Here is a 24,866-nt window from a genome sequence, read left to right as displayed (position 1 = left end):
ATCTGATGGAAGGAATCTGGGTTGCTCTGCGTACTCAGCCGGGGTGGTTTGCCATCCACTGCCAATGTGATGCAGATCATATATTCGGGTTTTGCCCATTGCCTGTTGAAAAATGAATTTGGGGTATATCAATTCCGCCTTAGTGAACTATTTTTGTCCGTTTTGGCGTTTTTTTGGCTGTTTATCCATCCGCTTGGTTAATTAATGGAAGCTTTGTGACAGAGAGTGATGACTATTTCCACCATTGATTTAAATGTTAATAACAAATTTATCGCAGCAAATATGCAATTGCTCTTTCAAGGTCTCGAGTGGATAGCTCTTAGTGCTTGTTTTTACTGGGGAAAAAAGTTAAAAATCGACTATATGATTTGCTTGGATTAACAGGGTCCTTGGCTGAGTCCTTTGTAGTATTGCCGTACAGGCTGCCCTGTTGTTGATATCTGAAATAGTTTTGTCCGCTCTTGGCTATGTGAAAAGGGATAATGGCCGAGAGGTATTTGCACCTTGCATTCTGCAGCTAGCGGTTTGCCAGATCTGTTTTCCGGTTAACCAGTGACCATCCAGCATGAATGACCTTGACCAGATGAATACGCTTGACGAACGGTTACTGAAGACGATGGATGTTCTGCATACCCCGATCTGGGTTTATGACATCGAGCATCACCATATTTTCTGGGCAAACAGCGCCGCGCTCTCCGTGTGGGAGGCGACGTCTCTCGACGAACTCTGCTCCCGCGACTTCTCTGCCGATATGGCAACCGCCATCGATCTGCTGCTACAGCGCTATCTGGGTGATTTTCAGCAGGGGCGCAGTTACAACGAGTGGTGGACCCTCTCCCCAAAGGGGGTCAAGAAGCAGATCTATCTGCGCCTCTCTGGCATTCAGCTGGCTGGCCGGCTGATGATGATGACCGAAGCGGTGCTCGACTCCGATACCCTCTATCAGGAGTCCTCGCTGGCAACCGGCGATACCCTTGCCTGCCTGTTCGATAGCCATGGTGTGTTCGAGAGTGGCAACTATCACTTCGAAATGTGTTTCGGCCACCAGATCGCCAAGCTCTCCCAGGTTTTCTCCGGCAATGATGACAGCTTCTACCAGAAGCTCTCCCGTCTCGATGAAGTGGTGACCGAGGGGGAGTGCCGAACCCTCAAGGGGATGCGCTGGTTCCAGTATCAGTTCCGCTATATCCAGCAGGGGGCCCGCATTCTGCTCACCATGCGGGATATTACCGATCGCAAACTCGAAGAGCTGGAGCATCGCCACCTCGCCTGGCACGACTCCCTGACCGGCCTGCTCAATCGGTATGGCTTGATGAAATCCCTCGAGGCCTATTGCGGGTTGGGGGAGCGTTTCGCGCTGGTGTTCATGGATCTGGACAACTTCAAGCTGGTCAACGACAACTACGGCCACAAGGCGGGAGATCGCCTGCTGGAGCGGGTCGCCGGTCGCCTCAAACAGATTTGCCCGCGGGATGTGGAGCTGGCTCGCCTCGGTGGCGATGAATTCACAGCACTGGTGCCGCTGGGCAATCAGGGGGATCGGGCGCAAGAGGTGGCCGATCAGATGCTCTCCCAGATGACCAAGCCGCTGCAACTGAGCGGGCTGCCGGAGGTGACCATCGGCGGCAGTATCGGTATCGCCATCTATCCCGATGATGCGGATGACGGGGACAACCTCATCACCCGTGCCGACATGGCCATGTATCAGGCCAAGCAGATGGGGCGGCTGCGCTGGCAGCGTTTCACCCCCAGCATGCAGCAGACCCTGCAGCGCAAGCTCAATCTCAAACAGTTTCTGGCCAAGGCCATCGGCCGCCAGGAGCTGAGCCTCTGTTACCAGCCGCAGGTCGATGCCGCCAAACGGCGTCTGATCGGTTACGAGGCACTGCTGCGCTGGTACAACCCGGTGCTCGGCCATGTCTCGCCGGTGGAATTTATCCCGCTGGCCGAAGAGATGGGGCTGATCCGCGAGATCGGCAGCTGGGTGCTCTCCACCGCGCTGGCACAGGTAGCCAGCTGGCAGAAGCGCTTCCATCAGCGGGTGCCGGTCTCCGTCAACCTCTCCGGTTTCCAGCTCTCGTCGGCGCTGCCCGGGCAAGTTCGCCAGCAGCTGGAACTGCACGGGGTGGATGCCTCCCTGTTGACGCTGGAGCTGACCGAAACCGTGTTGATGCTCGATATGAAGGGGTGTCTCGGCATTCTCGATGATTTGAGCGAGCAGGGGATCAAGATTGCCATCGATGATTTCGGTACCGGCTACTCCTCGCTGGCCTATCTCAACCGGTTGCCGATCAACAACATCAAGCTGGATCGCTCCTTCGTGGTCGGCCTCAACTTGCCGGTGATCCGGGCGACTGCGGCCATGGCCACCAATCTGGGGTTGGGGATCATGGCGGAAGGAGTGGAGGAGCCCCACGAGCTGGCCGCACTGCAGACCCAGGGGTGCCATGTGTTCCAGGGATATCTGTTCAGCAAGCCGCTGACTGTGGCGCAAGTCGAGGCGAGCGGTTTTGTGGTTGAGTGCCAGGTTGGGCGTTATCCACTGCTAGATGCCGTAATGGCAGAGTAACAAGTGTGCGTTAGGCCACAACTTGGGATTTTATTCCGCAATATTTAATCAAAATTAATCATTCTTTTGCGATCGGTCATGAGACGGATTGGCTGGAATTGCTAGCATGCGCCCTCGTTTCTAGGGAAAGGAGTATCGCAATAATGAGTCATGCTGCTGTCAATGACCGTCCGGCCAGCCCTCCCAAAGGTTGGTTGAACCGTTTCCTCAATGGCGTCGAGAAAGCCGGGAACAAATTACCCGACCCCGCCATGCTGTTCCTCTACGCCTTGCTGATCGTCTGGGTCGGCTCCTGGGTGTTGTCACAATTCCAGTTTGATCTGGTCAATCCCCGTACCGGGGAAGCGGTAGTGGTCAACAACCTGCTGACCGGTGCCGGTCTGGCCGAGTTTCTCTCCACCATGGTGACCACCTTTACCGGCTTTGCCCCGCTCGGGATCGTGCTTGTGGCCATGCTCGGGGTCGGGGTGGCCGAGCAGTCAGGTTTTATCAATACCGGTCTGAAAAAGTTGCTCAAAGTGACGCCTGCCCGTTTTCTCACTCCCATGCTGATCCTGGTGGCGATCGTCAGCCACACCGCCGCAGATGCGGGTTATGTGCTGGTGATCCCCATCGGTGGCATCATCTTCCACGCTGCCGGACGCCATCCGCTGGCGGGGATCGCCGCTGCCTTTGCCGGCGTTTCCGGCGGTTTTGCCGCCAACTTCCTGCCCTCCGGCGGTGATGCGCTGCTGCAGGGTTTTACCCAGTCCGCCGCTCAGTTGCTCGATCCTGACTACATGGTCAACACCCTGTGCAACATCATCTTTACCGGTGCCTCTTCGTTGCTGATCATCTGCGTCGGCTGGTTCATCACCGAAAAGGTGGTGGAGCCGCGCCTCAAGCACGTGGCGCTCAACGAGGATCTGGAGAGTGCCGACGAGATGGGGCGCTACAGCGCGCAAGAGAGCCGGGCTTTCAACTGGGCCGGGTTTGCCATGCTGGCGGCTATCGTGCTGCTGGCGCTGGCGCTCTCCCCGAGCGACTCACCGCTGCGTGCTGCTGATGGCTCTCTGACCACCTTCGCCGCGCCAGTGATGAAGTCCATAGTGCCGCTCATCTTCCTGCTCTTTATCCTGCCCGGGATTGTCTACGGCTTTGTCGCAGGCAGCTTCAAGAGTGGCAAGGATGTGATCGATGCCATGTCGGCCACCATGAACAAGATGGGCTCCTACATGGTGATGGCCTTCTTCTGCGCGCTCTTTATCAAGGCGTTTGGTGACTCCAATCTGGGCACCCTGCTGGCCCTCTCCGGTGCCGAAGTGCTCCATGCGCTGGCGCTGCCCGGTGAGGTGACCATCGTCGGGATGATCCTGCTCACCGCCACCGTCAATCTGGTAGTCGGCTCGGCCTCCGCCAAGTGGGCGCTGATCAGCCCGATCCTGGTACCCATGTTGATGGCGGTGGGGATCTCCCCCGAGCTGACCCAGGCGGCCTATCGGGTTGGGGATTCTGCTTCCAATATCATCACCCCGCTGATGGTCTTCTTCCCGCTGGTGGTGGTCTATTGCCAGCAGTATGTGAAGAGCACCGGGATCGGTACCCTGGTCTCCATGATGCTGCCGTACTCGCTTGCCTTCCTGGTGAGCTGGACGATTTTCCTGCTGATCTACTGGGCGCTCGGCTTCCCGCTCGGGTTGCAAGCCCCTTACGTCTATCCGGCCCCTTAAGCTGGGTGTGCGAGGGAGCCTTGGGCTCCCTCGTTTTTTTCGCTATGGTGTTACCTCATTTTGGAGGTGCCATGAATCAGACCATCGATCTTATCCTTTCCCATCGCTCCATTCGTCAGTTCACTGCCGAGCCGATCGCCCCGCAGCAGCTGGATGCCATTCTCGCCGCCGCCCAGTCCGCCTCGACCTCGAGCTTTTTGCAGGTGACCAGTATTGTGCGAGTCTGCGAACCCGAGGCGCGTCAGCAGTTGGCCATGCTGGCGGGCAATCAACCCTATGTGGTGCAGGCGGCCGAGTTTCTGGTGTTCTGCGCCGATTACCACCGCCACACCCAGATCGTGCCAGAGGCCCAGACCGGCTATGCGGAGCAGTTGCTGATCGGAGCCATCGACGGCGCCCTGATGGCGCAAAACGCCTTGCTGGCGGCGCAGTCGCTGGGGCTGGGCGGGGTCTATATCGGCGGCATTCGCAACCATCCCGCCGAGGTGAGCGAGCTGCTGGGCTTGCCCCATCAGGTGATCCCGCTGTTTGGCCTCTGCCTCGGTCATCCTGCCCAGCAGCCGGAGCAGAAACCCCGTCTGCCCAGGGGGTTGGTGGTGCATCAGGATCGCTACCAGCACGAGCTGGATCGTGACCTACTGGCTCAATACGATCAGCAGATCGCGGACTACTATCAGGCCAGCAGCAGCAACAACAAACAGCAGACCTGGAGTGGCCAGATCCGCGCCATTCTGGGCAAGGAGTCCCGTCCTTTCATGTTGGGCTTCCTGCAATCACGGGGCTTTAACCTCAAGTAATGGCGCTGATGGGCGATACTATGAGGAGGTGACCGTCATGGTCATCATCCCCTGATCCTGCAATCTCTCCCTGAGACCGGGGGCACAGCTTGGTGACAAATCGTGGGCAAGGGGGGATCTGCAGGCTACCTTAAGTGGGTAAGCTGTTGTAGGATCACGCAATTGGATAGGAACAGGGGTTTGGACATCCTATGATTTTAACTTTGGTATTGCTGTCTATTGGCGCACTCCTGTTTTTGGTTATCGCCTATAACGTGGTGCAGCAATATAAGCAGAAGGCTGAGGCGGACAAGCGTCACGCCGTTGCCAGACACAAGACGGTGGCTGACGAGACCGAAGAGGTGTTGCTGAACGTCAATCTGGTGCCTTTCTCCAAGAACATGGTGTTGCTGTTGCAGCACCGGATCCTCGATGCCTATCGCGCCATCGCCCAGGTGATGCCGAATAATCAAATCAAGCAGCGCATCGTTGATGTGCAGACCCAAATCAAGAATGTACAGGAGAACTACAGCGTGCAGGATGAGGGGCAGTTCAAGACCCCGGAGTCCGATCGTCAGGCGATCCAGATGCTGCAGCTGGTCAAGAAGATGCGGGCTGTGCTGCGGGTCGAGCACAACAAGGGCAAGATTGACCCTCAGGGGTTTGCCCAGGAAGAGCGCCGCCTCGAGCTGATGCAGCTCAAGATCAACATCTCCAATCTGGTCAAGCGGGCGATGGATGCCCGCATTCAGGGCCAATATGGTACTTGCCGCCAGCTCTATACCAAGGGACTCTCTGCCATGGCGAGCGTGGGCGACAAGGATCCCTATCTGCTGGCCCGTGAAGAAGATATGCGTCAGGGGCTCAAGGAGCTTGAAGAGCTGCAGCAGCAAAATAGCGCGCAGGATCTGCAAAACATCAAGGACAAGGAAGCCGACGAGCTCGATGTCCTGTTTCAACCCAAGAAGAAATGGTAAGCATGTCCCATCCACTCGATTCCACACTGGGGCCAATGGCCCCATTTGTTTCTCAGCTGTTGGCCGAACTGTCCGCCACTGGCGTCACAATTTCCCGGCCAACGGTCGATCACCTCTGTTATCGGGCGGCTACCCTGCAGGAGTACCGCGCGCTATGTGCTGTGCTGGCTGAGGCAGGTACCTTGCTGGTGGAGGGGATGATTGGCGGACGTCCCATCGCCACTTATCAGTTGCATCAGCCGCTGTTGGCTGGTGAGGTACAGGTACCCTGTATCGAGCTGGCTGCACCGAAACCGGGTCGCGCCCATCAGGCGGGGCTGGAACATATCGAGCTGGTGGTCACTTCACTGCAAGATCTGGTAGCGCGCTATCCCGAGCTGCCATTCAAAACTGGCAACATGCAGGATACCCGCAACCCCGATATTGGCCTGATGTTGCCCTCCGGACAGATCAAGTTTCATCTGCGCTCGCTGGCTGAGGTGATCGCCGAAGAGGTGGCGACCGGTGCTGTGGTCGCGGTGCCTGCGGATTATTTCAATCAGGAGTGATCCTGCTCTAAATGCGGTGCGAGCCTGACAGGCTCTTGAATAACGCAGCAAAAGGGGTCACCGGTGTGACCCCTTTTGTTATCTGGTGGCGCTGGGTTGCGGATCGCCATCTGCTCGTGGGTGACCCTGTTTGCGCTGAGCCTGTTACCCGTGTCGGTGGGGTTGCTGGGCGGGCAGTGGCGATTGGCTTCGCTGCTTGAGACGGCCGAGCCAGAGGCTCAAGCCCGCCGTCAAGATGAGGACCAGTTCAATTCCCATGACCAGACCGCCCAGCTCGCCCAGCTCCCAGAACGGGTGCAGGTAAAGTCCCCCCAGACTGGCTCCCAGATAGTAGGCTACCAGATAGAGAGAGGAGGCGAGGGCGCGGTTGTGTTCGACATGATGACCGACCCAGGCACTGGCGCAGGCGTGTGCCAGGAAAAAGCCGAAGCTGGAGATCAGCAAGCCACTCAGGATCCCGAGCAGGCTAGCTTGCAGTAGCCACAGACTGCCGAGGGCCATCAGGGCGATCCCGACCAGCAGCATGCGTTGTGCCCCCCAGCGGTTGGCAAAGCGACCGCTCAGGGAGGAAGCCACCGTTCCCGAGAGATAGGTGAGAAATAGCATGCCGAGCCACTGGGTGGGCAGGGAGAAAGGGGGCTTGGCCAGCAGGAAGGTGAGATAACTGAACTGGTTCAGAAACACCATAAAGTTGAGCCCGCCTATAAGGTAAGCCCCTACCAGCAAGGGATTGGTCAAGTGTTGCTGCAAGGCGCGGGCAAATTGACCGCGAACGGGGGCGCTCGCCACAAAGCGGGTTTGGTGGGGCAGCAGCCAGAAGACCAGCGGCAGCAGTAACAGGCTGATCACTCCGATCCCCAGAAAGGTATGCTGCCAGTCGCCAAACCAGCCCGCCAACAGACCGCCGACCACCCGACCGGCAATGCCACCGAGGGAGTTGGCGGCAATATAGACCCCCACCGCCGAGAGGAGCGCCCGTTTGCTGAACTCTTCCCCCATATAGGCAATCGCAGTGGCTGGTAACCCGGCCAGCAGCGCGCCCTGCAGGATACGCAGCAGCAGCAGGGAGCCAAACTGCTCAACCAGCGGGATCAACAGTGAGAGCAGGATCGCCAGGGTGAGGGTACCCAGCATGACCTGCCGACGGCCATGGCGATCCGCCAGTCTGGCGCAGATCAGCAGGGAGGCGGCGAGGCCAGCAGTGCATCCTGCTAGGGTCCAGCTGGCCGAGAGGGAGTTGACCGAGAAGACCTCGGCAATCAGGGGTAACAGGGGATGGGTCTGGTAGAGGTTCAGAAACACCAGAAAAGAGCCCAGGCTGAGGGCCAGGGTTGCACGTATCCACTCGCGACTTCCAACTTCAATCATTGCGTATTGTCCTGACTACTTTTGGTCAGGGTAGAGTCCATGCAGTTATAAATATAATATATTTAAGTTATCCATCTCATAAGATGAATTGATACATGGATCTGAAACAGCTCACCTATCTGCTGGCGGTCAGGGATGCCGGCTCATTTACCAAGGCAGCCAACAGTCTGCATGTGGCACAGCCGGCCATCAGCATGGCCATCGCCAAGCTGGAGCAGCAGCTCGAATTGCGGCTGTTTGATCGACAGGACCGGGCGGTACGGCTCACCCCGGAGGGAGAGGTGCTCTGTCGCCATGCCGAGCGCTTGTTGTTGCAGATGCATCAGGCCGAGGCCGAGATGGCCGAGCTCAAGGGGCTGGAGCGGGGGGAGGTGCGGATCGGGATCCCCTATATGATGGGCTCCTACTATTTCCCCCCTCGACTGATGGCCTTCAAGCATCGCTATCCCGGCCTCAAGATCCGGGTCGAAGAGGCCGGCACCCGCGAGCTGCTCAGCCGGATGGTGGATGGTTCCCTCGATCTGGCCATTCTCATCACCAGTGATCTCCCCCCGCCATCGAGGGGGCACATCTGCTGAGCGAAGAGATGTTGATGGTGGTGGGGGACGATCACCCCTTGCGTGGCGCATCGGCCGTCACCCTCTCTCAGTTTTTCGCTCAGGAGCTGGCGCTGTTTCGCCGCGGCTTTTATCACCGGGAGCATATGGAGGCGCTGGCCCAGAGCCTTGGCGTTGAACCCGATATCGCCTTCGAGAGCAATCTTATCCCTCTGCTCAAGGCGGTGGTGCGGCAAGGTTTTGCGGTGACAACCTTCTTGCGGATGGTGCTGGAAGAGGAGCCGGATCTGAGTGGCGTGCCCTTCGACCCGCCCATCTACCTCGACCTCTGCGTGGCGTGGCGGCGTGGCGATCCGCTCTCCATGGCCAACCGTGCCTTGCGTGATTTCCTACTCAAGGAGCGCCCGGCCTGATGGCGGCGGGTCATTGCTGAAAGTTTGTTACTATTAACGGTGGGTTCGCTTGAGGGCTACACCATGAAACTGCAGCAATTGCGCTATATCGTCGAGGTGGCGAACCACAGGCTGAATCTGTCGGCCACCGCCGAGAGCCTCTTTACCTCCCAGCCCGGGATCAGCAAACAGGTGCGGATGCTGGAGGATGAGCTGGGGATCCAGATCTTCGAGCGCAGCGGCAAACACCTGACCCAGATCACCCCCATAGGTCGGGACGTGATCAAAGTGGCCGCGGAGGTGCTGGACAAGGTCGCCACCATCAAGGTGATGGCCAGGCAGCATGTGCATCCGGAGCAGGGAACCCTCACCATTGCGGCTACTCATCTGCAAGCCCGTTATATTCTGCCCGCCATCCTCAAGGGTTTTATGGCCCGCTTTCCCAAAGTTGCCGTAACTGTGATGCAGGGGAGTGCGGCGCAGTGCCGCGCAGCCGTGCATGATGGCGCTGCCGATCTGCTGCTGGCGGATGAACCGGAGGAGGGGAGCGATCTGCTGATGCTCCCCTCTTTTCAGTGGCAACGGGGCTTGGTGCTGCCAAAGGAGCATCCGTTGGCCAAAGCAACATCGCTGACCCCGGCCGAGCTGGTGGAGTTTGCATTGGTGACAGATGGAAGGGCTCTCTCCACAGCTCATGGCACTGATTGCGCTCATGCCGAGAGCCGGATCGCCTGCTGTGCGAGCGACAGCGATGTGCTCAAGACCTATGTCAGACAAGGGATGGGCATCGGGGTGATGGCAACCTTTGCCTGGGAGCCCCAGCGCGATGGCGAGCTGGTGCTCAAAACGGCGCCCTGGCTACCAGGCGGTGTGGCCGCTATCGGGTTGCGCAGAGGGGCATTTTTATGCGGCTATCTCTACGATCTGATTGAACGTCTCGCGCCGCAATTGACCCGCGAGCGGGTCGAACAATACTGTGCTGCCTGCACTGGCGAAGAGCTTGAAGCTCTGCTGGCCAATCTGACCGTACCACAGCGATAGCTAGGGTCGTCCCAAGAAAAACGCCTCCGTTCGGGAGGCGTTTGACTATCTGACATTCGTCAATTCAGGCTCACTTCTTCAGCATATGATCCAGCTTGTTGGCCTTGGTCGACAGATAGAACTCGTTGTGGGGATTGCGCCCTTCCTGCAACGGTACCCGTTCGGCCACCGGAATACCGAAGGATTCCATGGCTTTCATCTTGCGCGGGTTGTTGGTCATCAGTTTGAGAGACTTGACCTCAAGCTGCTTGAGCATATCGGCGCAGATGGTGTAGTCGCGCATGTCGGCGGCAAAACCAAGGGCCACGTTGGCCTCCACGGTATCGGCACCCTGATCCTGCAGGTGATAGGCGCGGATCTTGTTGAGCAAGCCGATGCCACGGCCCTCTTGACGCACATACAGCAACACGCCACGACCGGCTTTGGCGATATTCTCCATGGCCGCCTGCAACTGGAAACCGCAGTCACAACGCAGGCTGAACAGGGCGTCGCCGGTCAGGCACTCTGAGTGGATCCGGCCCAGCACGGGCTCGTCACCGGTAATGTCGCCCATCACCAGTGCGGCGTGGTCTTTGCCTGTGCCGGTTTCCTGAAAACCTACCAGCGTGAAGGTGCCCCAGGGGGTTGGCAATTTGGATTTGGCCACGAGGGTAACGCTGCTCATAGGTTGCTCCTTACTACTAACGGCTCAAAAAAGGGGGCCAGTTTAGCGCGCCTTGTCAGGAACGACCATAAGAACAAGTCCCTGCATTGCTTAATGAAATCTCCAAATGAGATACAAGCACAGCTGTCCGTCGGGGTTTTGGCCCTTTGTGCGGATTGATGACTGCCAGGCTCACCACATTCGGGTATAATCGGCGCCCATTAACCCACCCCTTCGGGATGGGAGCAACACAGTGCAGGAGAGAAGTTATGCCTCAGATGGCCCCCGTAATGACAATTGATGGCCCCAGTGGTGCAGGTAAAGGCACCTTGTGTCAGCTGCTTGCTGAGAAGCTGGGTTGGCACTTGCTGGACTCGGGCGCCATCTATCGGGTGTTGTCCCTGGCCGCCCTGCATCACGATGTAGAGCTGGACAGTGAAGCCTCACTGGTGCCGCTGGCCGCCAATCTGGATGTGCAATTTCAGGTTGAGGGCGATCTGGTCAAGGTTATCCTGGAAGGGGAAGATGTCTCCCGCACCATCCGCACCGAAGAAGTGGGTAATGCTGCCAGTAAAATCGCCGCCTTCCCCCGGGTGCGCGAAGCATTGTTGCGCCGTCAGCGTGCATTTCGTCAGGCCCCGGGTCTGATTGCCGATGGTCGTGACATGGGTACAGTTGTTTTCCCCGAGGCCGAGGTGAAGATTTTCCTCGACGCCAGTGCCGAAGAACGGGCCCAGCGTCGCTATAAGCAGTTGCAAGATAAGGGCTTTGATGTTAACTTTGAGCGTCTTTTAACCGAGATTCGGGAACGTGACGATCGCGACAGAAATCGCGCTACTGCACCCCTGAAACCGGCAGAAGGTGCTCTGGTGGTAGACTCTACCGCCATGACCATAGATGAAGTGCTGGCAACAGTACTCGCCTATGCAGAGCAACAACTTGGTGATGCCAGCGCAAGCTGACATCCGGTCGTCTGCACCAAGGATGGCGCAGATTATTTAAAACAGCCCCGCTTGTGCCGGATTGCAAGTGGATGTTTCATTTGTGACATAAACAATGATCGAATCTTTTGCTCAACTCTTTGAAGAGTCCCTGAACGCCGTTGAAACCCGTCAAGGTTCCATCGTCAAGGGTACTGTCGTTGCTATCGAGAACGGTTTCGTACTGGTTGACGCCGGTCTGAAATCCGAGTCCGCTATCCCGGCTGAAGAATTCAAGAACGCCATGGGCGAGCTGGAAATCAACGTCGGCGACACCGTTGACGTGGCTCTGGACTCTATCGAAGATGGTTTCGGCGAAACCAAGCTGTCCCGCGAAAAAGCCAAGCGCCACGAAGCCTGGCTGCAGCTTGAGAAGGCTTACGAAGAGCAAGCTACCGTTATCGGTATCATCAACGGCAAGGTCAAGGGTGGTTTCACCGTTGAACTGAACGGCATCCGTGCCTTCCTGCCGGGTTCTCTGGTTGACGTGCGTCCGATCCGTGACACCGCTCACCTGGAAAACAAAGAACTCGAGTTCAAAGTCATCAAGCTGGACCAGAAGCGCAACAACGTTGTTGTTTCCCGTCGTGCCGTGATCGAGACCGAGAACACCTCCGAGCGCGAAAGCCTGCTGGCTAACCTGCAAGAAGGTCAAGAAGTTAAGGGTATCGTCAAGAACCTGACCGACTACGGTGCATTCGTAGATCTGGGCGGTGTTGACGGCCTGCTGCACATCACCGACATGGCGTGGAAGCGCGTTAAGCATCCTTCCGAAATCGTCAACGTTGGCGACGAGATCGCTGTCAAGGTTCTGAAGTTCGACCGCGAGCGTACCCGTGTATCCCTGGGTCTGAAGCAGCTGGGCGAAGATCCCTGGGTTGCTATCGCCAAGCGTTACCCGGAGACCACCCGTCTGTCTGGCCGCGTGACCAACCTGACCGACTACGGCTGCTTCGTTGAAATCGAAGAAGGCGTTGAAGGCCTGGTACACGTATCCGAGATGGATTGGACCAACAAGAACATCCACCCGTCCAAAGTTGTTAACGTTGGCGACGTGGTTGACGTGATGGTTCTGGACATCGACGAAGAGCGTCGTCGTATCTCCCTGGGTCTGAAGCAGTGCAAATCCAACCCGTGGCAGCTGTTTGCCGAAACTCACGCCAAAGGCGACCGTGTTTCCGGCAAGATCAAGTCCATCACTGACTTCGGTATCTTCATCGGTCTGGATGGCGGCATCGACGGCCTGGTTCACCTGTCTGACATCTCCTGGAACAACCAGGGCGAAGAAGCCGTGCGTGAATTCAAGAAAGGCGACGAGATCGAAGCCGTTGTTCTGCAAGTGGATCCGGAGCGTGAGCGCATCTCCCTGGGTGTCAAGCAGATCGAAGAAGACCCGTTCAACAAGTACCTGGCTGACAACAAGAAAGGTGCTATCGTGAAGGGTAAGGTTACTGAGGTTGATGCCAAAGGTGCCGTTATCGAACTGGCTGATGGCGTAGAAGGCTACCTGCGTGCCTCCGACGCTGCTCGTGACCGCGTAGAAGACGCCACTCTGGTGCTGTCTGTTGGTGACGAAGTTGAAGCTAAATTCATGGGCGTTGATCGTAAGAACCGCACCGTAAGCCTGTCTGTCCGTGCTAAGGACGAGGCTGATGAGCGTGTTGCTATCGATAACCTGAACCAGCAAGAAGAAGTTGTGTTCAGCAATGCTATGATGGAAGCGTTCAAAGCCGCCAAGGGTGAGTAATCCTTGATGCAAGAAAAGGGCGGCATTGCGCCGCCCTTTTTTATCCTGGCAAAATGAATATTGCATGTGATCGGGGAAGGAGATTTAACGTTATGACCAAATCAGATCTCATCGAACAACTGGCAGCCAGCCGCATGCATATGCCGGCCAAGGATGTCGAAGCCGCCATCAAGGAGATCCTTGAGCAGATGGCGTCGACCTTGCAAAACGGCGACCGGATTGAAATCCGCGGATTTGGCAGTTTTTCACTGCACTATCGTGCGCCCCGTGTGGGCCGCAACCCCAAGACTGGGGACAAGGTTGAACTGACCGGGAAATATGTCCCGCACTTCAAACCTGGTAAAGAGTTGCGCGAGCGCGTCAACATCATTGAATAATGCAGAAATGGGCATACCTCGGGTATGCCTTTTTTCTTTTTGGCACCGATTCCTGTGCCAATCGTCTTGTTTCTTAAACTCTTTTCCCATTCACTCTAGAGTCTGCCTGCGATTTTAAGGATAATCAGCCTCTCATTAGATACTGACAGGGAGCTCTTATGAAGCGTATTTTGGCCCTCATTCCGCTGGTGCTGGTGTTTGTTCTGACCCTGGCGCTGGGCTCACAAAATGGCCAGCTGGTTCAGTTCAATTACCTGATCGCTCAGGGTGAGTTTTCACTTGCCATGCTGTTGGGCTTCTTCTTCGCTGGCGGTTTTTTGCTGGGCTGGCTGGTATTCGGCCTGCTGTTCCTGCGCCTGAAAATGCAAAACCGCACCCTCAACCGCACCATGCGTCGTCAATCCCGCGAGTTGGAGCTGGCCCGGTCACCGGGTAAGGAATAATGTTCCTCAATGCTTGAACTGCTTTTCCTGCTGTTGCCCATCGCCGCCGGTTATGGTTGGTACATGGGTCGCAGGAGTGTTCGCCAGGACACCCAAAAACAGAGTAACCAGTTTTCCCGCCAGTATGTGGCGGGCCTCAACTATTTGCTGTCCGATGAATCCGACAAGGCGGTGGATCTCTTTATCCAGCTGCTTGAGGTGGACAGTGAAACCATCGAAACACACCTCTCCCTCGGCAACCTGTTTCGCCAGCGTGGGGAGGTCGATCGTGCCATCAAGATCCACCAGAACCTGGTAACCCGCCAACTGACCCGGGAGCAGCGACAGCTTGCCCTGCAGGAGCTTGCGCGCGACTTTTTGGCTGCCGGTCTGCTGGACCGAGCGGAAGCGCTCTGGAATGAGCTGTGTGATGACAGCGACTATGAAGAGACGGCGCTGGCACAGCTGTTGATCATCCATCAGCAGTTGCGGGATTGGGATAAGGCCATCGATGTGGCGGTTCGTCTACAAAAATTCCAGGGCAAGAAGCTGGCCGACCCCATCTCCCATTTCTATTGCGAGCAAGCCGAGATCGCGCTGCGTGAGGGCAATAAAGGGGAGGGGCTGGCCAAGCTCAAACGGGCGCTCAGTATCAATCCGGCATGTGCCCGGGCCAGTTTGCGCCTCGCTGAGCTCGCCATGGCAGAGGGGGAGTATGAGCAGGCCAGCAAGGAGCTGCTACGGGTGTTCGAGCAGGATATCGACTTTGCCTCCGAGGCAATGCCCAAATTGCTCGAGTGCTATCAGCAGTTGGGGCGCACGCCTGCGTTGATCCCGCTGCTTGAGAAGGCAGTGGAAGATCACGCCGGTGTCAGCGTGACCCTGGCCCTTGCCAAGCTGGTTGAAGAGCGTGATGGCCTGAGCCAGGCCCGTTCGCTGGTGCTGCGTCAGCTGCGTCGTCATCCGTCGATGAAAGGTTTTTACCAGCTGGTGGGTTTTCAGCTGGCCAGTGCGGAGGAGGGGCCTGCCAAGGAGAGCCTCGAACTGCTGCAACAGCTGGTCGGCGAGCAGATCAAAATCAAGTCAACCCACAAGTGTCGGCAGTGCGGCTTTGCCACTCACTCGCTGTTCTGGCAGTGCCCGTCTTGTCGCCAGTGGGGTTCCATCAAGCCGATCCGTGGTCTGGACGGTGAATAACAAGCAATAGGATGTGAGATGCAAGATCCCAAAGTACTGGTAGCGCTGGATTATCAGCACGAGGCAGATGCCTTAGCGTTCGTTGAACGTATCTCTCCGGCCCAGTGCCGTCTCAAGGTAGGCAAGGAGATGTTTACCCTGTTTGGCCCGCAGTTTGTACGCCAGCTGGTGGCCAAGGGATTCGATGTCTTTCTGGATCTGAAGTTTCACGATATTCCCAATACTGTTGCCAAAGCCGTGGCAGCCAGTGCCGAGCTCGGTGTCTGGATGGTCAACGTGCATGCCAGTGGTGGTGAGCGGATGATGCGTGCCGCCAAAGAGGCGCTACTGCCTTATGGCGACAAGGCCCCCCTGCTTATCGGCGTGACCGTGCTGACCAGCATGGAGCAGTCCGACATGATCCCTCTTGGCCTGGATGTGAGCCCTGCCGAGCAGGTGATCCGGCTGGCTACCTTGACCAAGGCATCCGGCTTGGATGGGGTTGTCTGCTCTGCCAACGAGGCCCATGAGCTTAAAGCCTTGCTGGGTGATGAGTTCAAGCTGGTGACCCCGGGGATTCGCCCGACCGGTTCAGCGGCCGGGGATCAGCGCCGGGTGATGACACCGAAAGCAGCGGTCGAGGCGGGGTCCGATTATCTGGTTATCGGTCGCCCCATTACGCAGGCTGCCGATCCGGCCGCCATGCTGGCCAGCATCAATGCCGAGCTGGCTGGTGCGTAACAGGCTCACTCAGTGATACGCGGTGCAGGCCGAGCAACAGGCCTGCACCGGCCCCGATAAGATGAGAGCCGATGTGTACCTTGGCATTGATCAGGGTGGATATCGGGCTCTCTCCTGCGTTGTAGAAGTCCATCGCCAGCTTGAGCCCCATCCCTGCCAACAGTAGCCAGCCCGACGTGCGGCGTCCGTGGCGGATATCCTGCATTGCCCCCCAGACAAACAGACCATGCAGCGAGCCGGATAGCCCCATGTACCACTGGGTCTGCGGGCACCACCACCAGATCCCCAAGCCCACTGCCAACCAGAGCAGCAACATCAGCAGCGGCAGGCGAGCCCCACCCAGATAGTCGCGAAACAGGCTATAGAGGATGGCGAGGCCGCCCAGATTGAGCAGCAGGTGCCACAGATTGGTATGAGCCAGATTGCCTGTTATGATCCGCCACCCTTCGCCCCCGGCGATCAAGGGCCGATCGAAGGAGAGCTGAAGATTGGGAACGGTAAAGAAGAGTAGCAAGCTGGTGAGAGAGAGCGTGATAACCCAGAGCAATCCAGATTTGTCTGACAACATGAAACAGTCCAACGACAAGAACAGTCGATACTGTACACGTTGCACCCGAGCCCTCAAAGCCTGCCTGTGCGATTATATTGTGCCGGTTGACAATCACACGCCCCTCTACATCTTGCAGCACCCCAACGAGGTGGCACATCCCAAGGGGACCGCGGCACTGCTGACGGCCTCTTTGCAACAGTGCGAGATCCATGTGGGGGAGGACTTTTCCCGCGATGAGTGGCTCAATATGCTGCTGGCTGACCAATCCCGTCGTTATTATTTGCTCTGGCCGGATGAGGATGCCATTTCGCTGACCGATCTTCGCCAACAGTGGGAGAGTGAATCCTCTAGCTCCGCATCCGTCGCCTTTATCTTGCTTGACGGCACCTGGCGCAAAGCCTATCGCATGTTGCAGAGCAACCCGGCTCTGGCCCGCTTGCCCCGCATCGGCATTGGTGCCATTGCCGGTCAATATGCCATTCGCAAGAAACCCTTTCCCGATGCCCTCTCTACCATAGAGGCGGGCTATCACCTCTTGTCCCGGTGGGAGGGGAGGCCGGAGCACTATGCGCCCTTGCTGACCCTGTTTAACCGGTTGAATACCCAGTGGCAGGACTTTGCCGAAGGCCGCCGCGCGTGACATTTGAAGGAGTTATCAAGATGAAAAAAGCAGTCGTGGTTTTCAGTGGCGGTCAGGACAGCACCACTTGTCTGGTACAGGCATTGGCTCAGTATGATGAAGTGCACGCCATCACCTTCGACTATGGCCAGCGCCATCGGGAAGAGATCGACACCGCGCGTCGTCTGGGCAGTGCTCTGGGGATCGCCGCCCACAAGGTGATGGATGTGACGCTGCTCAATGAGCTGGCGGTCTCTGCCCTGACCCGTGACGACATTCCTGTCAGCTGCGAGCTGCAGGATAACGGGCTGCCCAACACCTTCGTGCCAGGCCGCAATATCCTGTTCCTGACCCTGGCTTCCATCTATGCCTATCAGGTGGGCGCCGAAGCGGTGATCACCGGTGTCTGCGAGACCGACTTCTCCGGCTATCCCGATTGCCGTGACGAGTTCGTCAAGGCCCTCAATCAGGCGGTGTCGCTCGGGTTGGATCGCGGCATCCGTTTTGAAACTCCCTTGATGTGGCTCGACAAGGCCGAGACTTGGGCTCTGGCGGATCACTATGGTCACCTCGACACGGTGCGCCAGCAGACCCTGACCTGCTACAACGGCATTGCCGGTGACGGTTGCGGCACGTGTCCTGCGTGTGAACTGCGCCGTCGCGGCTTGAACAACTATCTGGCCGACAAGGCGGGCATCATGGCCAGACTGTTTGAGAAAACCGGGCTGGGCGAGAAAAGCGCAGAGTGAGCCTGCGTCTTGCCGTGGCTTGGGGTATAATCCGCGACTTTTGCAACAAGCCGTGATCGAGATGCACTACCCAATCAACGAGATTTTCCAGACCATCCAGGGGGAGGGCATCTTTACCGGCCTGCCCGCCATCTTTGTTCGCCTGCAGGGTTGCCCGGTGGGCTGCCCCTGGTGCGATACCCGTCATACCTGGGTTGTTGATCCGGCTCGTGAAGTGGGCAAGGCGGCGGTGCTGGATCGCTCCAACGAATCCGATTGTTGGAGCCAACTTAGCACCGCGCAGATTATCAAGAGCTTTACCGACCTGGGTTATCAGGCGCGCCATGTGGTGATCACCGGTGGCGAGCCCTGCCTCTACGATCTGCACGAACTCTCGTCAGCCCTGCTGGCGGCGGGTTATCAGGTGCAGATTGAAACCAGTGGCACCAGCGAGATCAAGACCCATGAGCAGACCTGGGTGACCGTCTCCCCCAAAATTGGCATGAAAGGGGGGCTGCCTGTGCTGGTCTCGGCGCTGGAGCGGGCCAACGAGATCAAGCATCCGGTGGCCACCGAGCACCATATTGAAGAGCTGGATGCGCTACTGGCGACCGCAACTCTGCGCCCGGACGTGGTCATTGCCTTGCAGCCGATCAGCCAGAAACCACGGGCCACCCAATTGGCGATGGATACCTGTATCGCGCGTAACTGGCGACTCTCAATCCAGACTCATAAATATCTGGATATTGATTAATATGGATTGGCTATCCGACGAACAGGTGCTGCTGACTCTGACCAACAAGATGCCTTACGGTAAATATCAGGGGCGGCGTATCATCGATATTCCCGAGCCCTATCTGGTGTGGATGGCGCGCAGCGGTTTTCCGGCGGGTAAATTGGGCCAGACGCTGGCGTTGGCTTACGAAATCAAACTCAATGGACTCGAATCCATGATTATTCCCATTATTAACAGGATGTCGGTATGAGAATATATACGAGGCAGGGCGACAAGGGCATGACCCGGCTGGCCGATGGTATCCAGTTGCCAAAGGATCATTTGCGAGTCGAGACCTACGGTTATATCGATGAGCTCAACTCCCATATTGGCTTGCTGATTTGTGACGTGCCGTCGCAAGAGATCGGTTTATTGGCTGATTTACAGCTGTTGCAACAGGAGTTGTTTGATCTGGGGGGGAGTTGGCATTCTCCAGCGACGCCCAGAATGAATCTATTTGGCAGGTTAATGCCGCTTGGACAACTCGCCTTGAACAGCAGATAGATCGTTATAGCGAGCCATTGCCACCGCTGCGCCAATTTATATTGCCCGGTGGTTCCCGTGCCGCGGCGCAAGCACATGTGGTGCGTACTCTGGTGCGTCATTGCGAGCGCTTGCTGCTGACATTGAGCCGGGAAGAGCGGGTCAATCCCGAGCTGCTGCCCTATCTGAACCGGATGAGTGACTGGTTCTTTACCGTTGCCCGCTATCTCATCTGCGTGGCAGGGGATCGTGAAGTGCTGTGGGTCAAGGCAGCAGATCGCCCGCAATCGGCTATCTGATATGTCACATTTAAGCGGCAATAAAAAACCTCGCCTTGGCGAGGTTTTTTATTAGCAACGAGATTGAGATCAGATAGCAAAGTCTTCCAGTGATTTGCCTGCTGCCACTGCGCTGGCAATAGCCGAAGGCATACGGCCCTGGCCGGTCCAGGTTTTCTCTACGCCATTATCCTGATAGCGATATTTGGCAGGACGTGGCGCCCGCTTGGCTTTTTCTGATTTGCCGGGGTTGGTAGCGACAGCGCTTACCAATTCTGCCGGGTCAATACCGGCGGCTTTCAGCATTTCGCTATATTCGTTGATTTTCCGCAGATGCTCTTCACGGGCCTGACGCTCGGCAGCTTCATCCTGCTGACGCTCAGCAACGATCGCAGAGAGTTTTTCCAGTGCCTCTTCCAGTTGTTCCAGAGAAAGTTCGCGGCAGGTCGCACGCAGACTGCGGATATTAAGCAGTACCTTTAAAAATTCATTCATAGGAGTTACCACGTCGAGTCAGAGAAAAATATTATGTTCTAGCTGATTCTTGCTTGGCGATTTAAATAAGTCAAGCCGGGTTAAATATAATATCCGTGGGGAACATCAATACAGATATTTAATATGGCCTGCAATAGGCTTGGAGATTGGATGCCAATGAAACCGCAGTAGGTGAAAATAGCGTCAAAACAGGCGTTGCTGCATCATTTGACTACCATTTTTCGACCTTGATATGTTTATCGTGACTATTTAATCAAAAAACTTGCTATAAGCTGCCATCTCGATAAAATGTGCGGTGAATACCTTTAAGTAGAGGCGCGCTGCCTATGAGTATTTGTGCGGAGGGTGATGCCTGTGATGCACAAGGAAAGGAGTCAGCGCCGAAGTGGCCAGGCCATCATACCGGGCTGCTGGTTCTGCATCTAATAGGTGCAGGACTGCCATAGTCATCCACTATGGAGCGCTACCTGAAGGGGCTGAGGAGTATGACCTCCCCATAGGTTTTGTTTCTTTAGATCCTCTCGGTAGATCTCCACCTGTAATCTTTAGGTGCAAAGAGATCATGGACATTAGTCATTTCGCCGACTCCGGTTGGTCCGTTCTTCCCCCCCTGTTGGCTGTCGCGCTGGCGATCATGACCCGCCGCGTGCTGCTGTCCCTTGGTGTGGGCATCGTCACCGGCAGTTTGCTGCTCAATCAGTTTTCACCCCTCGAATCCCTGCATTACATGTTGAATACCGTGCTCAAGATCTTCTGGGTCGATGGCGCGCTCAATCGTGACAATGTCAACATGATCCTGTTTATGCTGCTGCTGGGTGGCCTCATCAGCCTGATGAGCGTCTCCGGGGCGACCCGTGCCTTTGCCGAGTGGGCCGAGCGTCGAGCCAAGACCCGCAAGGGCGCCAAAGCCCTGACTGGCATGATGGTGTTTGCCTTCTTTATCGATGACTTCTTCCACAGCCTGTCGGTGGGGGCCATCTGCCGTCCGGTGACCGACCGCTTCCAGATCTCCCGTGCCAAATTGGCCTATCTGCTGGACTCCACCGCGGCGCCGGTCTGCGTGCTGATGCCCATCTCCTCCTGGGGGGCTTATATCATCGCCCTGGTTGGCGGCATCATGGCGGCCCACGGTCTGACCGAGCAGAGCCCCATCGCTGCGTTTGTCGAGATGATCCCGATGAACCTCTACGCCGTCTTCACCCTGATCATGGTGTTGGTGGTGATCGCCTGTCAGCTGGATATCGGCCCGATGCGTCAACACGAAGCGTGGGCGCTGGAAGGCAAGCTGTGGGATGAGTCCAAGGGCCGCCCCATCGGTCTGGATATGGAGAGCCCGGAGGAGAGCAACGGCGGCATGATCGACATGGTACTGCCGATCCTGACCCTGACTGCCGCCACCATCTATTTCATGATCGATTCCGGTGCTGCGGTGCTGAGCGAGAAAGGGCTGCCATTCAGCGTGCTCGGCTCGTTCGAAAATACCAACGTCGGCTCTTCGCTGGTCTACGGAGCCCTGTGCAGTCTGGTGGTCTCCATCGGTCTGGCGATGCGCCTGAAGCTGGGTGCCAAGAACTGGATCAAGGCCGCGCCGCAAGGCGTCATGGCCATGCTGCCAGCCATCAACATCCTGCTGTTTGCCTGGACTATCGGTGCCGTGGTGCGCGACGTGGAGACCGGCAAGTATCTGGCTTCGCTGGCTAACGGCAACCTGCCGATCGAAGTGCTGCCTGCTGTGGTCTTTATCCTCTCCTGTGCCATGGCGTTTGCTACCGGCACCAGTTGGGGTACCTTCGGCATCATGCTGCCGCTGGCCGGTGACATGGCCGCCGCCAGCGACATCAGCCTGATGCTGCCGATGCTGGCCGCGGTACTGGCTGGCTCCGTGTTCGGGGATCACAGCTCACCCATCTCCAGCACCAGCATCCTCTCTGCTACCGGTGCAGGTTGCCATCACATCGATCACGTGATGACCCAGCTGCCCTATGCACTGGCCATCGCCTTCGGTGCGGCCATCGGTTACCTGGCGATGGGCTTGATGCACTCCAGCCTGGCCGGTTTCAGTGTCAGTGCCCTCTGGTTCGTGCTCTTTACCGGCTATCACCTGAAAAAGGCCAAAGCGCGGCCAGTGCTGGCCACCGCGTAACATTTATAGAGCAAGGGGCCCGCGGGCCCCTTGGTTTTGTCAGGGGCTTTGGTTAGCATGCGCCCCATAAATTCAGTTTCGGAACAGTATCATGGCTTCACTGCACTACAAATTTGCCACCATGAATTCAGGCAAATCCACCCAGCTCATTCAGGCGCACTTCAACTATCTGGAGCGGGGCATGCATCCTCTGGCGATGACGCCAGCCATCGATGACCGTTTCGGGGTCGGGGTGATCAGTGCCCGGGTTGGCCTTGAACTGAAGGTGGACGTGTTCAGCGACAGCTGCGATCTGTTTGAAATGGTGAAAGCGCGCCATGCGAAGAAACATATCGATGTTTTCATCGTGGACGAGGCCCAGTTCCTGACCCGTGAGCAGGTCTACCAGCTGGCCCGCATCGTCGATGAGCAGGATATTCCGGTGATGGCCTATGGCCTCAAGACCGATTTTCGCGGCGAGCTGTTCCCGGGCTCCTACCATCTGCTCTGTCTGGCCGACAAGTTTGAAGAGCTGAAGAGCATCTGCTGGTGTGGCAACAAGGCTCACATGAACTCCCGGGTCAACGAAGCGGGGCAGGTGATGCGTGATGGCGAACAGGTGGAGATCGGCGGCAACGATCGCTATGTGTCACTCTGTCGCAAACACTATCTCGAAGGTCGGGCCTACAAGTAATTCGGCAGCGATATCTGAATAGTCGAGCAGGGCGCCAATCTTGCGCCCTTTTTATTTTCCCCAACTTGTATCGCTGTGGTTCAGTCTATCTCGATATCCACCGGCGCAATGATGGGGTCGGCCACCGGCAGGCGTTGAAACAGCTGGCGAAAATGGTGCTGTACCCGGCCGATATCCACCAGCGACATGCCGGAGGCAAAACCGAACCAGACATAGAGGCCGGTGAGATCGCGAAACATCGGCGGCAAATAGCGGGGTGCGGCAATCAGCCCCTCCAGATAGTGCTGATAGAGCACCGGAATGTCATCCAGTGTCACCTTGCCGACAAACAGCATCGGCAGGATTTCGGGCACCCCTTCCAGTACGGCGCTGCGGATGAAGTTGACCGTCTCCACATAGCCACGCACGTAGGAGAGATCCTTGGTAAAGCAGGCGCCGCCGCCCACCATGCCGCCACGAAAGACCCGCTGGGTGATCTTGTAGGCGTCGTGCTCGCTGGTGCCCTGCTGCACGAAGTGCTGAAACACCTCGATAAAATCGGCGCCGCGCTCGGCCATGTCGATGGCCATCACCCGATCGGAGATACGCTTGGCCCGATCCGGAAAGGAGCTGAAGGTGAGGGTCTCTATCAGGACGGCCAACCCCTCCTGACAGGCGGTGATCCGCGGTGAACCGGCGCTCAGCCAGGTGGCATAAGGCTGCTGGCGACCGTTGAGGGTGGTGCCGACATGGACCCAGCCCTCATGTACCTCCAGCACCTGCAAGTCCAGCTCGGAGAAACGGGCGTGGGAGTTGAGCTTGATGTAGTCGCCCCCGGCAGCGGCATCGGAGACGATGCCATCGCTCAGCTTCACCTGCACAGTGCCGTCACTGAAGTAGCTCGACAGCTTGCCCTGCAGTTTGGCGACCGCGGCTTCTCCTTCGAACTCCTTGGGGTAGGGGCGCACCAGATGGCGGGCGCCGGGCAGGGAGAAGATATCGCACAGGCGGGCGCCCAGCTCCTTGAGAGTCTTGCGATCCCCACGCAGGTGATCGCTGGCAGAGCCATAAAGCAGCTGGCTGTAACGCTGAAAATCGGGTTGGCCGCGCTGGCGCAGCATCTCGATCACCACCATGTACTGATCGACCGTCTCTTGCAGGATCCGGCCAAGATCGTCCTGTGGCCCCAGTTTTCTGCGGATCCGGTCCCGCAGCTCCTTGAGCTCCAGATACTTGTTGCGCGGATCGAAGCCGAGGGGGAGGGCATCATAGAAGTGCCTGTCGATAGCGGGCAGCTCCCTGCCACCGCTTGCCAGAAAGCGATCCTGCAGATGGCGTGGCCATTTGATGGCATCCAGAATGCGGATGGGTTTTTGCAGGGTGAGCAGCTCATCCGAGAGTGATTTCAGATGAAGGCGATACTTTTCTTGGATAGTCATCGGGCCCCCTGTGGGGCAAGCGTCGTCGTGGATTTGGCTGAGTATATGCATAGCGCTTGTCAAAAAGAAGCGAGCCGCAGGGTTATCGGGTTGGCGTGCTTTTTGTTGATAGCAAATTGGTTTAGACTGCGCCCCTTGATCCCAATCTTGTCGTGGAAATGATGAATATCCCCAGCTCCGAAATGATAATGCGTTGGTTGCAACAGGCTCGTATCGAGCACTATGTCTGCGACCAGTGTCACGGTATCCACATTGTCTCTTTGCAGTCGGTCGATGGTATTCAGGAGAGCCGGATCTTCGTGGAAGAGGAAGGCCTGCTGTTCTCCTCCGAGCTGGAAGTGCGCCCCTCCGCAATGCTGCCGCTGGTTGCCGAACTGGGCCGACTCAATATGCAGTACCCCTCCCTCAAGGTGTTCCTCGATATCATCGATGACAACCTGCCGCGGCTGGTGGTCGGCCACACCGTCTTTACCAAGGCCGGACTCAGCGTCGAGCAGTTCCTGTTGTTCGTGCAAAGCACCATCGCCGCAACCCACGAACTGGTTGCCGAATGCGAACGTTCCGGCTTCCTCAACCTGCCGGAAATCCAGGTTGCACCGGAATCTGTGCATTAAGTGTTCGAACGGTTCGCCAGGTGAAAAAAGCCGTTGACGCGGGCGGGGCTTTCCCCTAAATTACGCC

24 protein-coding genes, 2 pseudogenes and 1 riboswitch are annotated in these 24,866 nt (G+C 57.2%); of the genes and pseudogenes, 21 read left to right on the top strand and 5 right to left on the bottom strand.

The genetic code is table 11. The features are described 5' to 3' along the window. The first annotated feature begins 616 nt into the window (after window positions 1-616). The 5 genes from ACTG1K_RS15405 to ACTG1K_RS15385 all read left to right on the top strand — a co-directional run bounded on the left by ACTG1K_RS15405 (window position 617) and on the right by ACTG1K_RS15385 (window position 6,579). On the top strand, window positions 617-2,569 hold the full coding sequence (locus ACTG1K_RS15405) for a putative bifunctional diguanylate cyclase/phosphodiesterase (protein ID WP_013723827.1): 1,953 nt from the start codon (window positions 617-619) through the stop codon (window positions 2,567-2,569). A 143-nt stretch (window positions 2,570-2,712) separates the two neighbouring features. After that, window positions 2,713-4,278: an AbgT family transporter gene (locus tag ACTG1K_RS15400; RefSeq protein WP_335862933.1), complete on the top strand. Its 1,566-nt coding sequence runs from the start codon at window positions 2,713-2,715 to the stop codon at window positions 4,276-4,278. Between the two features lie 71 nt (window positions 4,279-4,349). Then, the gene (gene nfsA, locus ACTG1K_RS15395; RefSeq protein ID WP_440005930.1) at window positions 4,350-5,075 is read left to right on the top strand and encodes an oxygen-insensitive NADPH nitroreductase; all 726 of its coding nucleotides are present in this window, start codon (window positions 4,350-4,352) and stop codon (window positions 5,073-5,075) included. A gap of 191 nt (window positions 5,076-5,266) precedes the next feature. After that, window positions 5,267-6,031 (top strand): hypothetical protein, encoded by a 765-nt coding sequence (locus tag ACTG1K_RS15390; RefSeq protein WP_005337161.1) that lies wholly within the window; start codon window positions 5,267-5,269, stop codon window positions 6,029-6,031. Next, a complete protein-coding gene (locus tag ACTG1K_RS15385) occupies window positions 6,025-6,579 on the top strand; it encodes a VOC family protein (protein WP_279498388.1) in 555 nt (184 codons plus the stop codon). The genes ACTG1K_RS15390 and ACTG1K_RS15385 overlap by 7 nt, the downstream gene beginning before the upstream one ends. Before the next feature lie 144 nt (window positions 6,580-6,723). Here ACTG1K_RS15385 and ACTG1K_RS15380 read toward each other — a convergent pair whose 3' ends face one another. Then, the gene (locus ACTG1K_RS15380; protein WP_440005928.1) at window positions 6,724-7,947 is read right to left on the bottom strand and encodes an MFS transporter; all 1,224 of its coding nucleotides are present in this window, start codon (window positions 7,945-7,947) and stop codon (window positions 6,724-6,726) included. A 95-nt stretch (window positions 7,948-8,042) separates the two neighbouring features. Here ACTG1K_RS15380 and ACTG1K_RS15375 point away from each other — a divergent pair. Together ACTG1K_RS15375 and ACTG1K_RS15370 are read left to right on the top strand one after the other, a co-directional pair. Continuing rightward, window positions 8,043-8,917: pseudogene (locus tag ACTG1K_RS15375) on the top strand (LysR family transcriptional regulator). Window positions 8,918-8,980: 63 nt separating this feature from the next. Next, the gene (locus tag ACTG1K_RS15370; protein WP_425857337.1) at window positions 8,981-9,937 is read left to right on the top strand and encodes a LysR substrate-binding domain-containing protein; all 957 of its coding nucleotides are present in this window, start codon (window positions 8,981-8,983) and stop codon (window positions 9,935-9,937) included. 70 nt (window positions 9,938-10,007) lie between these two features. On the opposite strand, the gene ribA is transcribed toward ACTG1K_RS15370, so the two are convergent. Next, a complete protein-coding gene (gene ribA / locus ACTG1K_RS15365; protein WP_005351157.1) occupies window positions 10,008-10,601 on the bottom strand; it encodes a GTP cyclohydrolase II in 594 nt (197 codons plus the stop codon). Between the two features lie 248 nt (window positions 10,602-10,849). Between ribA and cmk the strand changes: the two genes are divergently transcribed. The 6 genes from cmk to pyrF all read left to right on the top strand — a co-directional run bounded on the left by cmk (window position 10,850) and on the right by pyrF (window position 16,023). Next, window positions 10,850-11,542, top strand: coding sequence for a (d)CMP kinase (cmk, locus tag ACTG1K_RS15360; RefSeq protein WP_440005925.1), 693 nt, complete (start codon window positions 10,850-10,852; stop codon window positions 11,540-11,542). 94 nt (window positions 11,543-11,636) lie between these two features. Further along, window positions 11,637-13,307, top strand: coding sequence for a 30S ribosomal protein S1 (gene rpsA, locus ACTG1K_RS15355; RefSeq protein WP_005337148.1), 1,671 nt, complete (start codon window positions 11,637-11,639; stop codon window positions 13,305-13,307). A 92-nt stretch (window positions 13,308-13,399) separates the two neighbouring features. Then, window positions 13,400-13,684: an integration host factor subunit beta gene (gene ihfB / locus ACTG1K_RS15350; RefSeq protein ID WP_005299934.1), complete on the top strand. Its 285-nt coding sequence runs from the start codon at window positions 13,400-13,402 to the stop codon at window positions 13,682-13,684. Between the two features lie 158 nt (window positions 13,685-13,842). Further along, window positions 13,843-14,127, top strand: coding sequence for a LapA family protein (locus ACTG1K_RS15345; RefSeq protein WP_005337143.1), 285 nt, complete (start codon window positions 13,843-13,845; stop codon window positions 14,125-14,127). A 9-nt stretch (window positions 14,128-14,136) separates the two neighbouring features. Continuing rightward, window positions 14,137-15,303: a lipopolysaccharide assembly protein LapB gene (gene lapB, locus ACTG1K_RS15340; protein WP_005346478.1), complete on the top strand. Its 1,167-nt coding sequence runs from the start codon at window positions 14,137-14,139 to the stop codon at window positions 15,301-15,303. An 18-nt stretch (window positions 15,304-15,321) separates the two neighbouring features. Continuing rightward, window positions 15,322-16,023, top strand: a complete 702-nt coding sequence (gene pyrF / locus ACTG1K_RS15335; RefSeq protein WP_005351164.1) for an orotidine-5'-phosphate decarboxylase — start codon at window positions 15,322-15,324, stop codon at window positions 16,021-16,023. Here pyrF and rrtA read toward each other — a convergent pair. After that, window positions 15,998-16,591 carry a rhombosortase gene (rrtA, locus tag ACTG1K_RS15330; RefSeq protein ID WP_164537041.1) on the bottom strand — a complete coding sequence of 198 codons (594 nt, stop codon included), beginning with the start codon at window positions 16,589-16,591 and terminating at the stop codon, window positions 15,998-16,000. The genes pyrF and rrtA overlap by 26 nt on opposite strands. Between rrtA and ACTG1K_RS15325 the strand changes: the two genes are divergently transcribed. From ACTG1K_RS15325 to ACTG1K_RS15305, 5 genes and pseudogenes are all read left to right on the top strand, one after another. Continuing rightward, complete coding sequence (locus ACTG1K_RS15325; RefSeq protein WP_100646103.1) at window positions 16,590-17,213, top strand: tRNA-uridine aminocarboxypropyltransferase; 624 nt, start codon at window positions 16,590-16,592, stop codon at window positions 17,211-17,213. The genes rrtA and ACTG1K_RS15325 overlap by 2 nt on opposite strands. Window positions 17,214-17,233: 20 nt before the next feature. Then, a complete protein-coding gene (queC, locus tag ACTG1K_RS15320; protein ID WP_113740692.1) occupies window positions 17,234-17,941 on the top strand; it encodes a 7-cyano-7-deazaguanine synthase QueC in 708 nt (235 codons plus the stop codon). A 61-nt stretch (window positions 17,942-18,002) separates the two neighbouring features. After that, the gene (gene queE, locus ACTG1K_RS15315; RefSeq protein WP_069527953.1) at window positions 18,003-18,674 is read left to right on the top strand and encodes a 7-carboxy-7-deazaguanine synthase QueE; all 672 of its coding nucleotides are present in this window, start codon (window positions 18,003-18,005) and stop codon (window positions 18,672-18,674) included. Window position 18,675: 1 nt separating this feature from the next. After that, window positions 18,676-18,906 carry a DUF3820 family protein gene (locus tag ACTG1K_RS15310; protein WP_005337126.1) on the top strand — a complete coding sequence of 77 codons (231 nt, stop codon included), beginning with the start codon at window positions 18,676-18,678 and terminating at the stop codon, window positions 18,904-18,906. Next, window positions 18,903-19,477 (top strand): annotated as a pseudogene (locus ACTG1K_RS15305) (cob(I)yrinic acid a,c-diamide adenosyltransferase). The gene ACTG1K_RS15310 and the pseudogene ACTG1K_RS15305 overlap by 4 nt, the downstream one beginning before the upstream one ends. Window positions 19,478-19,546: 69 nt before the next feature. Here ACTG1K_RS15305 and ACTG1K_RS15300 read toward each other — a convergent pair. After that, window positions 19,547-19,951, bottom strand: a complete 405-nt coding sequence (locus ACTG1K_RS15300; protein WP_005337123.1) for an H-NS family histone-like protein — start codon at window positions 19,949-19,951, stop codon at window positions 19,547-19,549. Window positions 19,952-20,253: 302 nt separating this feature from the next. Beyond that, window positions 20,254-20,425, top strand: a riboswitch (Lysine riboswitch). Window positions 20,426-20,513: 88 nt separating this feature from the next. Between ACTG1K_RS15300 and ACTG1K_RS15295 the strand changes: the two genes are divergently transcribed. Together ACTG1K_RS15295 and ACTG1K_RS15290 are read left to right on the top strand one after the other, a co-directional pair. After that, the gene (locus ACTG1K_RS15295) at window positions 20,514-22,094 is read left to right on the top strand and encodes a Na+/H+ antiporter NhaC family protein (RefSeq protein WP_005351177.1); all 1,581 of its coding nucleotides are present in this window, start codon (window positions 20,514-20,516) and stop codon (window positions 22,092-22,094) included. A 91-nt stretch (window positions 22,095-22,185) separates the two neighbouring features. Then, entirely contained in the window at window positions 22,186-22,767 is a 582-nt protein-coding gene (locus ACTG1K_RS15290) for a thymidine kinase (protein ID WP_005351181.1), read from the top strand. A gap of 80 nt (window positions 22,768-22,847) precedes the next feature. On the opposite strand, the gene ACTG1K_RS15285 is transcribed toward ACTG1K_RS15290, so the two are convergent. Next, on the bottom strand, window positions 22,848-24,185 hold the full coding sequence (locus tag ACTG1K_RS15285; RefSeq protein ID WP_005337120.1) for a flavohemoglobin expression-modulating QEGLA motif protein: 1,338 nt from the start codon (window positions 24,183-24,185) through the stop codon (window positions 22,848-22,850). Between the two features lie 158 nt (window positions 24,186-24,343). Here ACTG1K_RS15285 and ACTG1K_RS15280 point away from each other — a divergent pair, with 158 nt between their 5' ends. Then, window positions 24,344-24,799, top strand: coding sequence for a YbjN domain-containing protein (locus tag ACTG1K_RS15280; RefSeq protein ID WP_005337119.1), 456 nt, complete (start codon window positions 24,344-24,346; stop codon window positions 24,797-24,799). Window positions 24,800-24,866 lie beyond the last annotated feature (67 nt).

The sequence above is a fragment of the Aeromonas sp. 102P genome (assembly GCF_051920345.1).
In the GTDB taxonomy this organism is placed as follows: Bacteria; Pseudomonadota; Gammaproteobacteria; order Enterobacterales; family Aeromonadaceae; genus Aeromonas; species Aeromonas veronii.
Note: the sequence above shows the minus strand (reverse complement) of the source record. Positions and strands in the feature narration are given on the sequence as shown.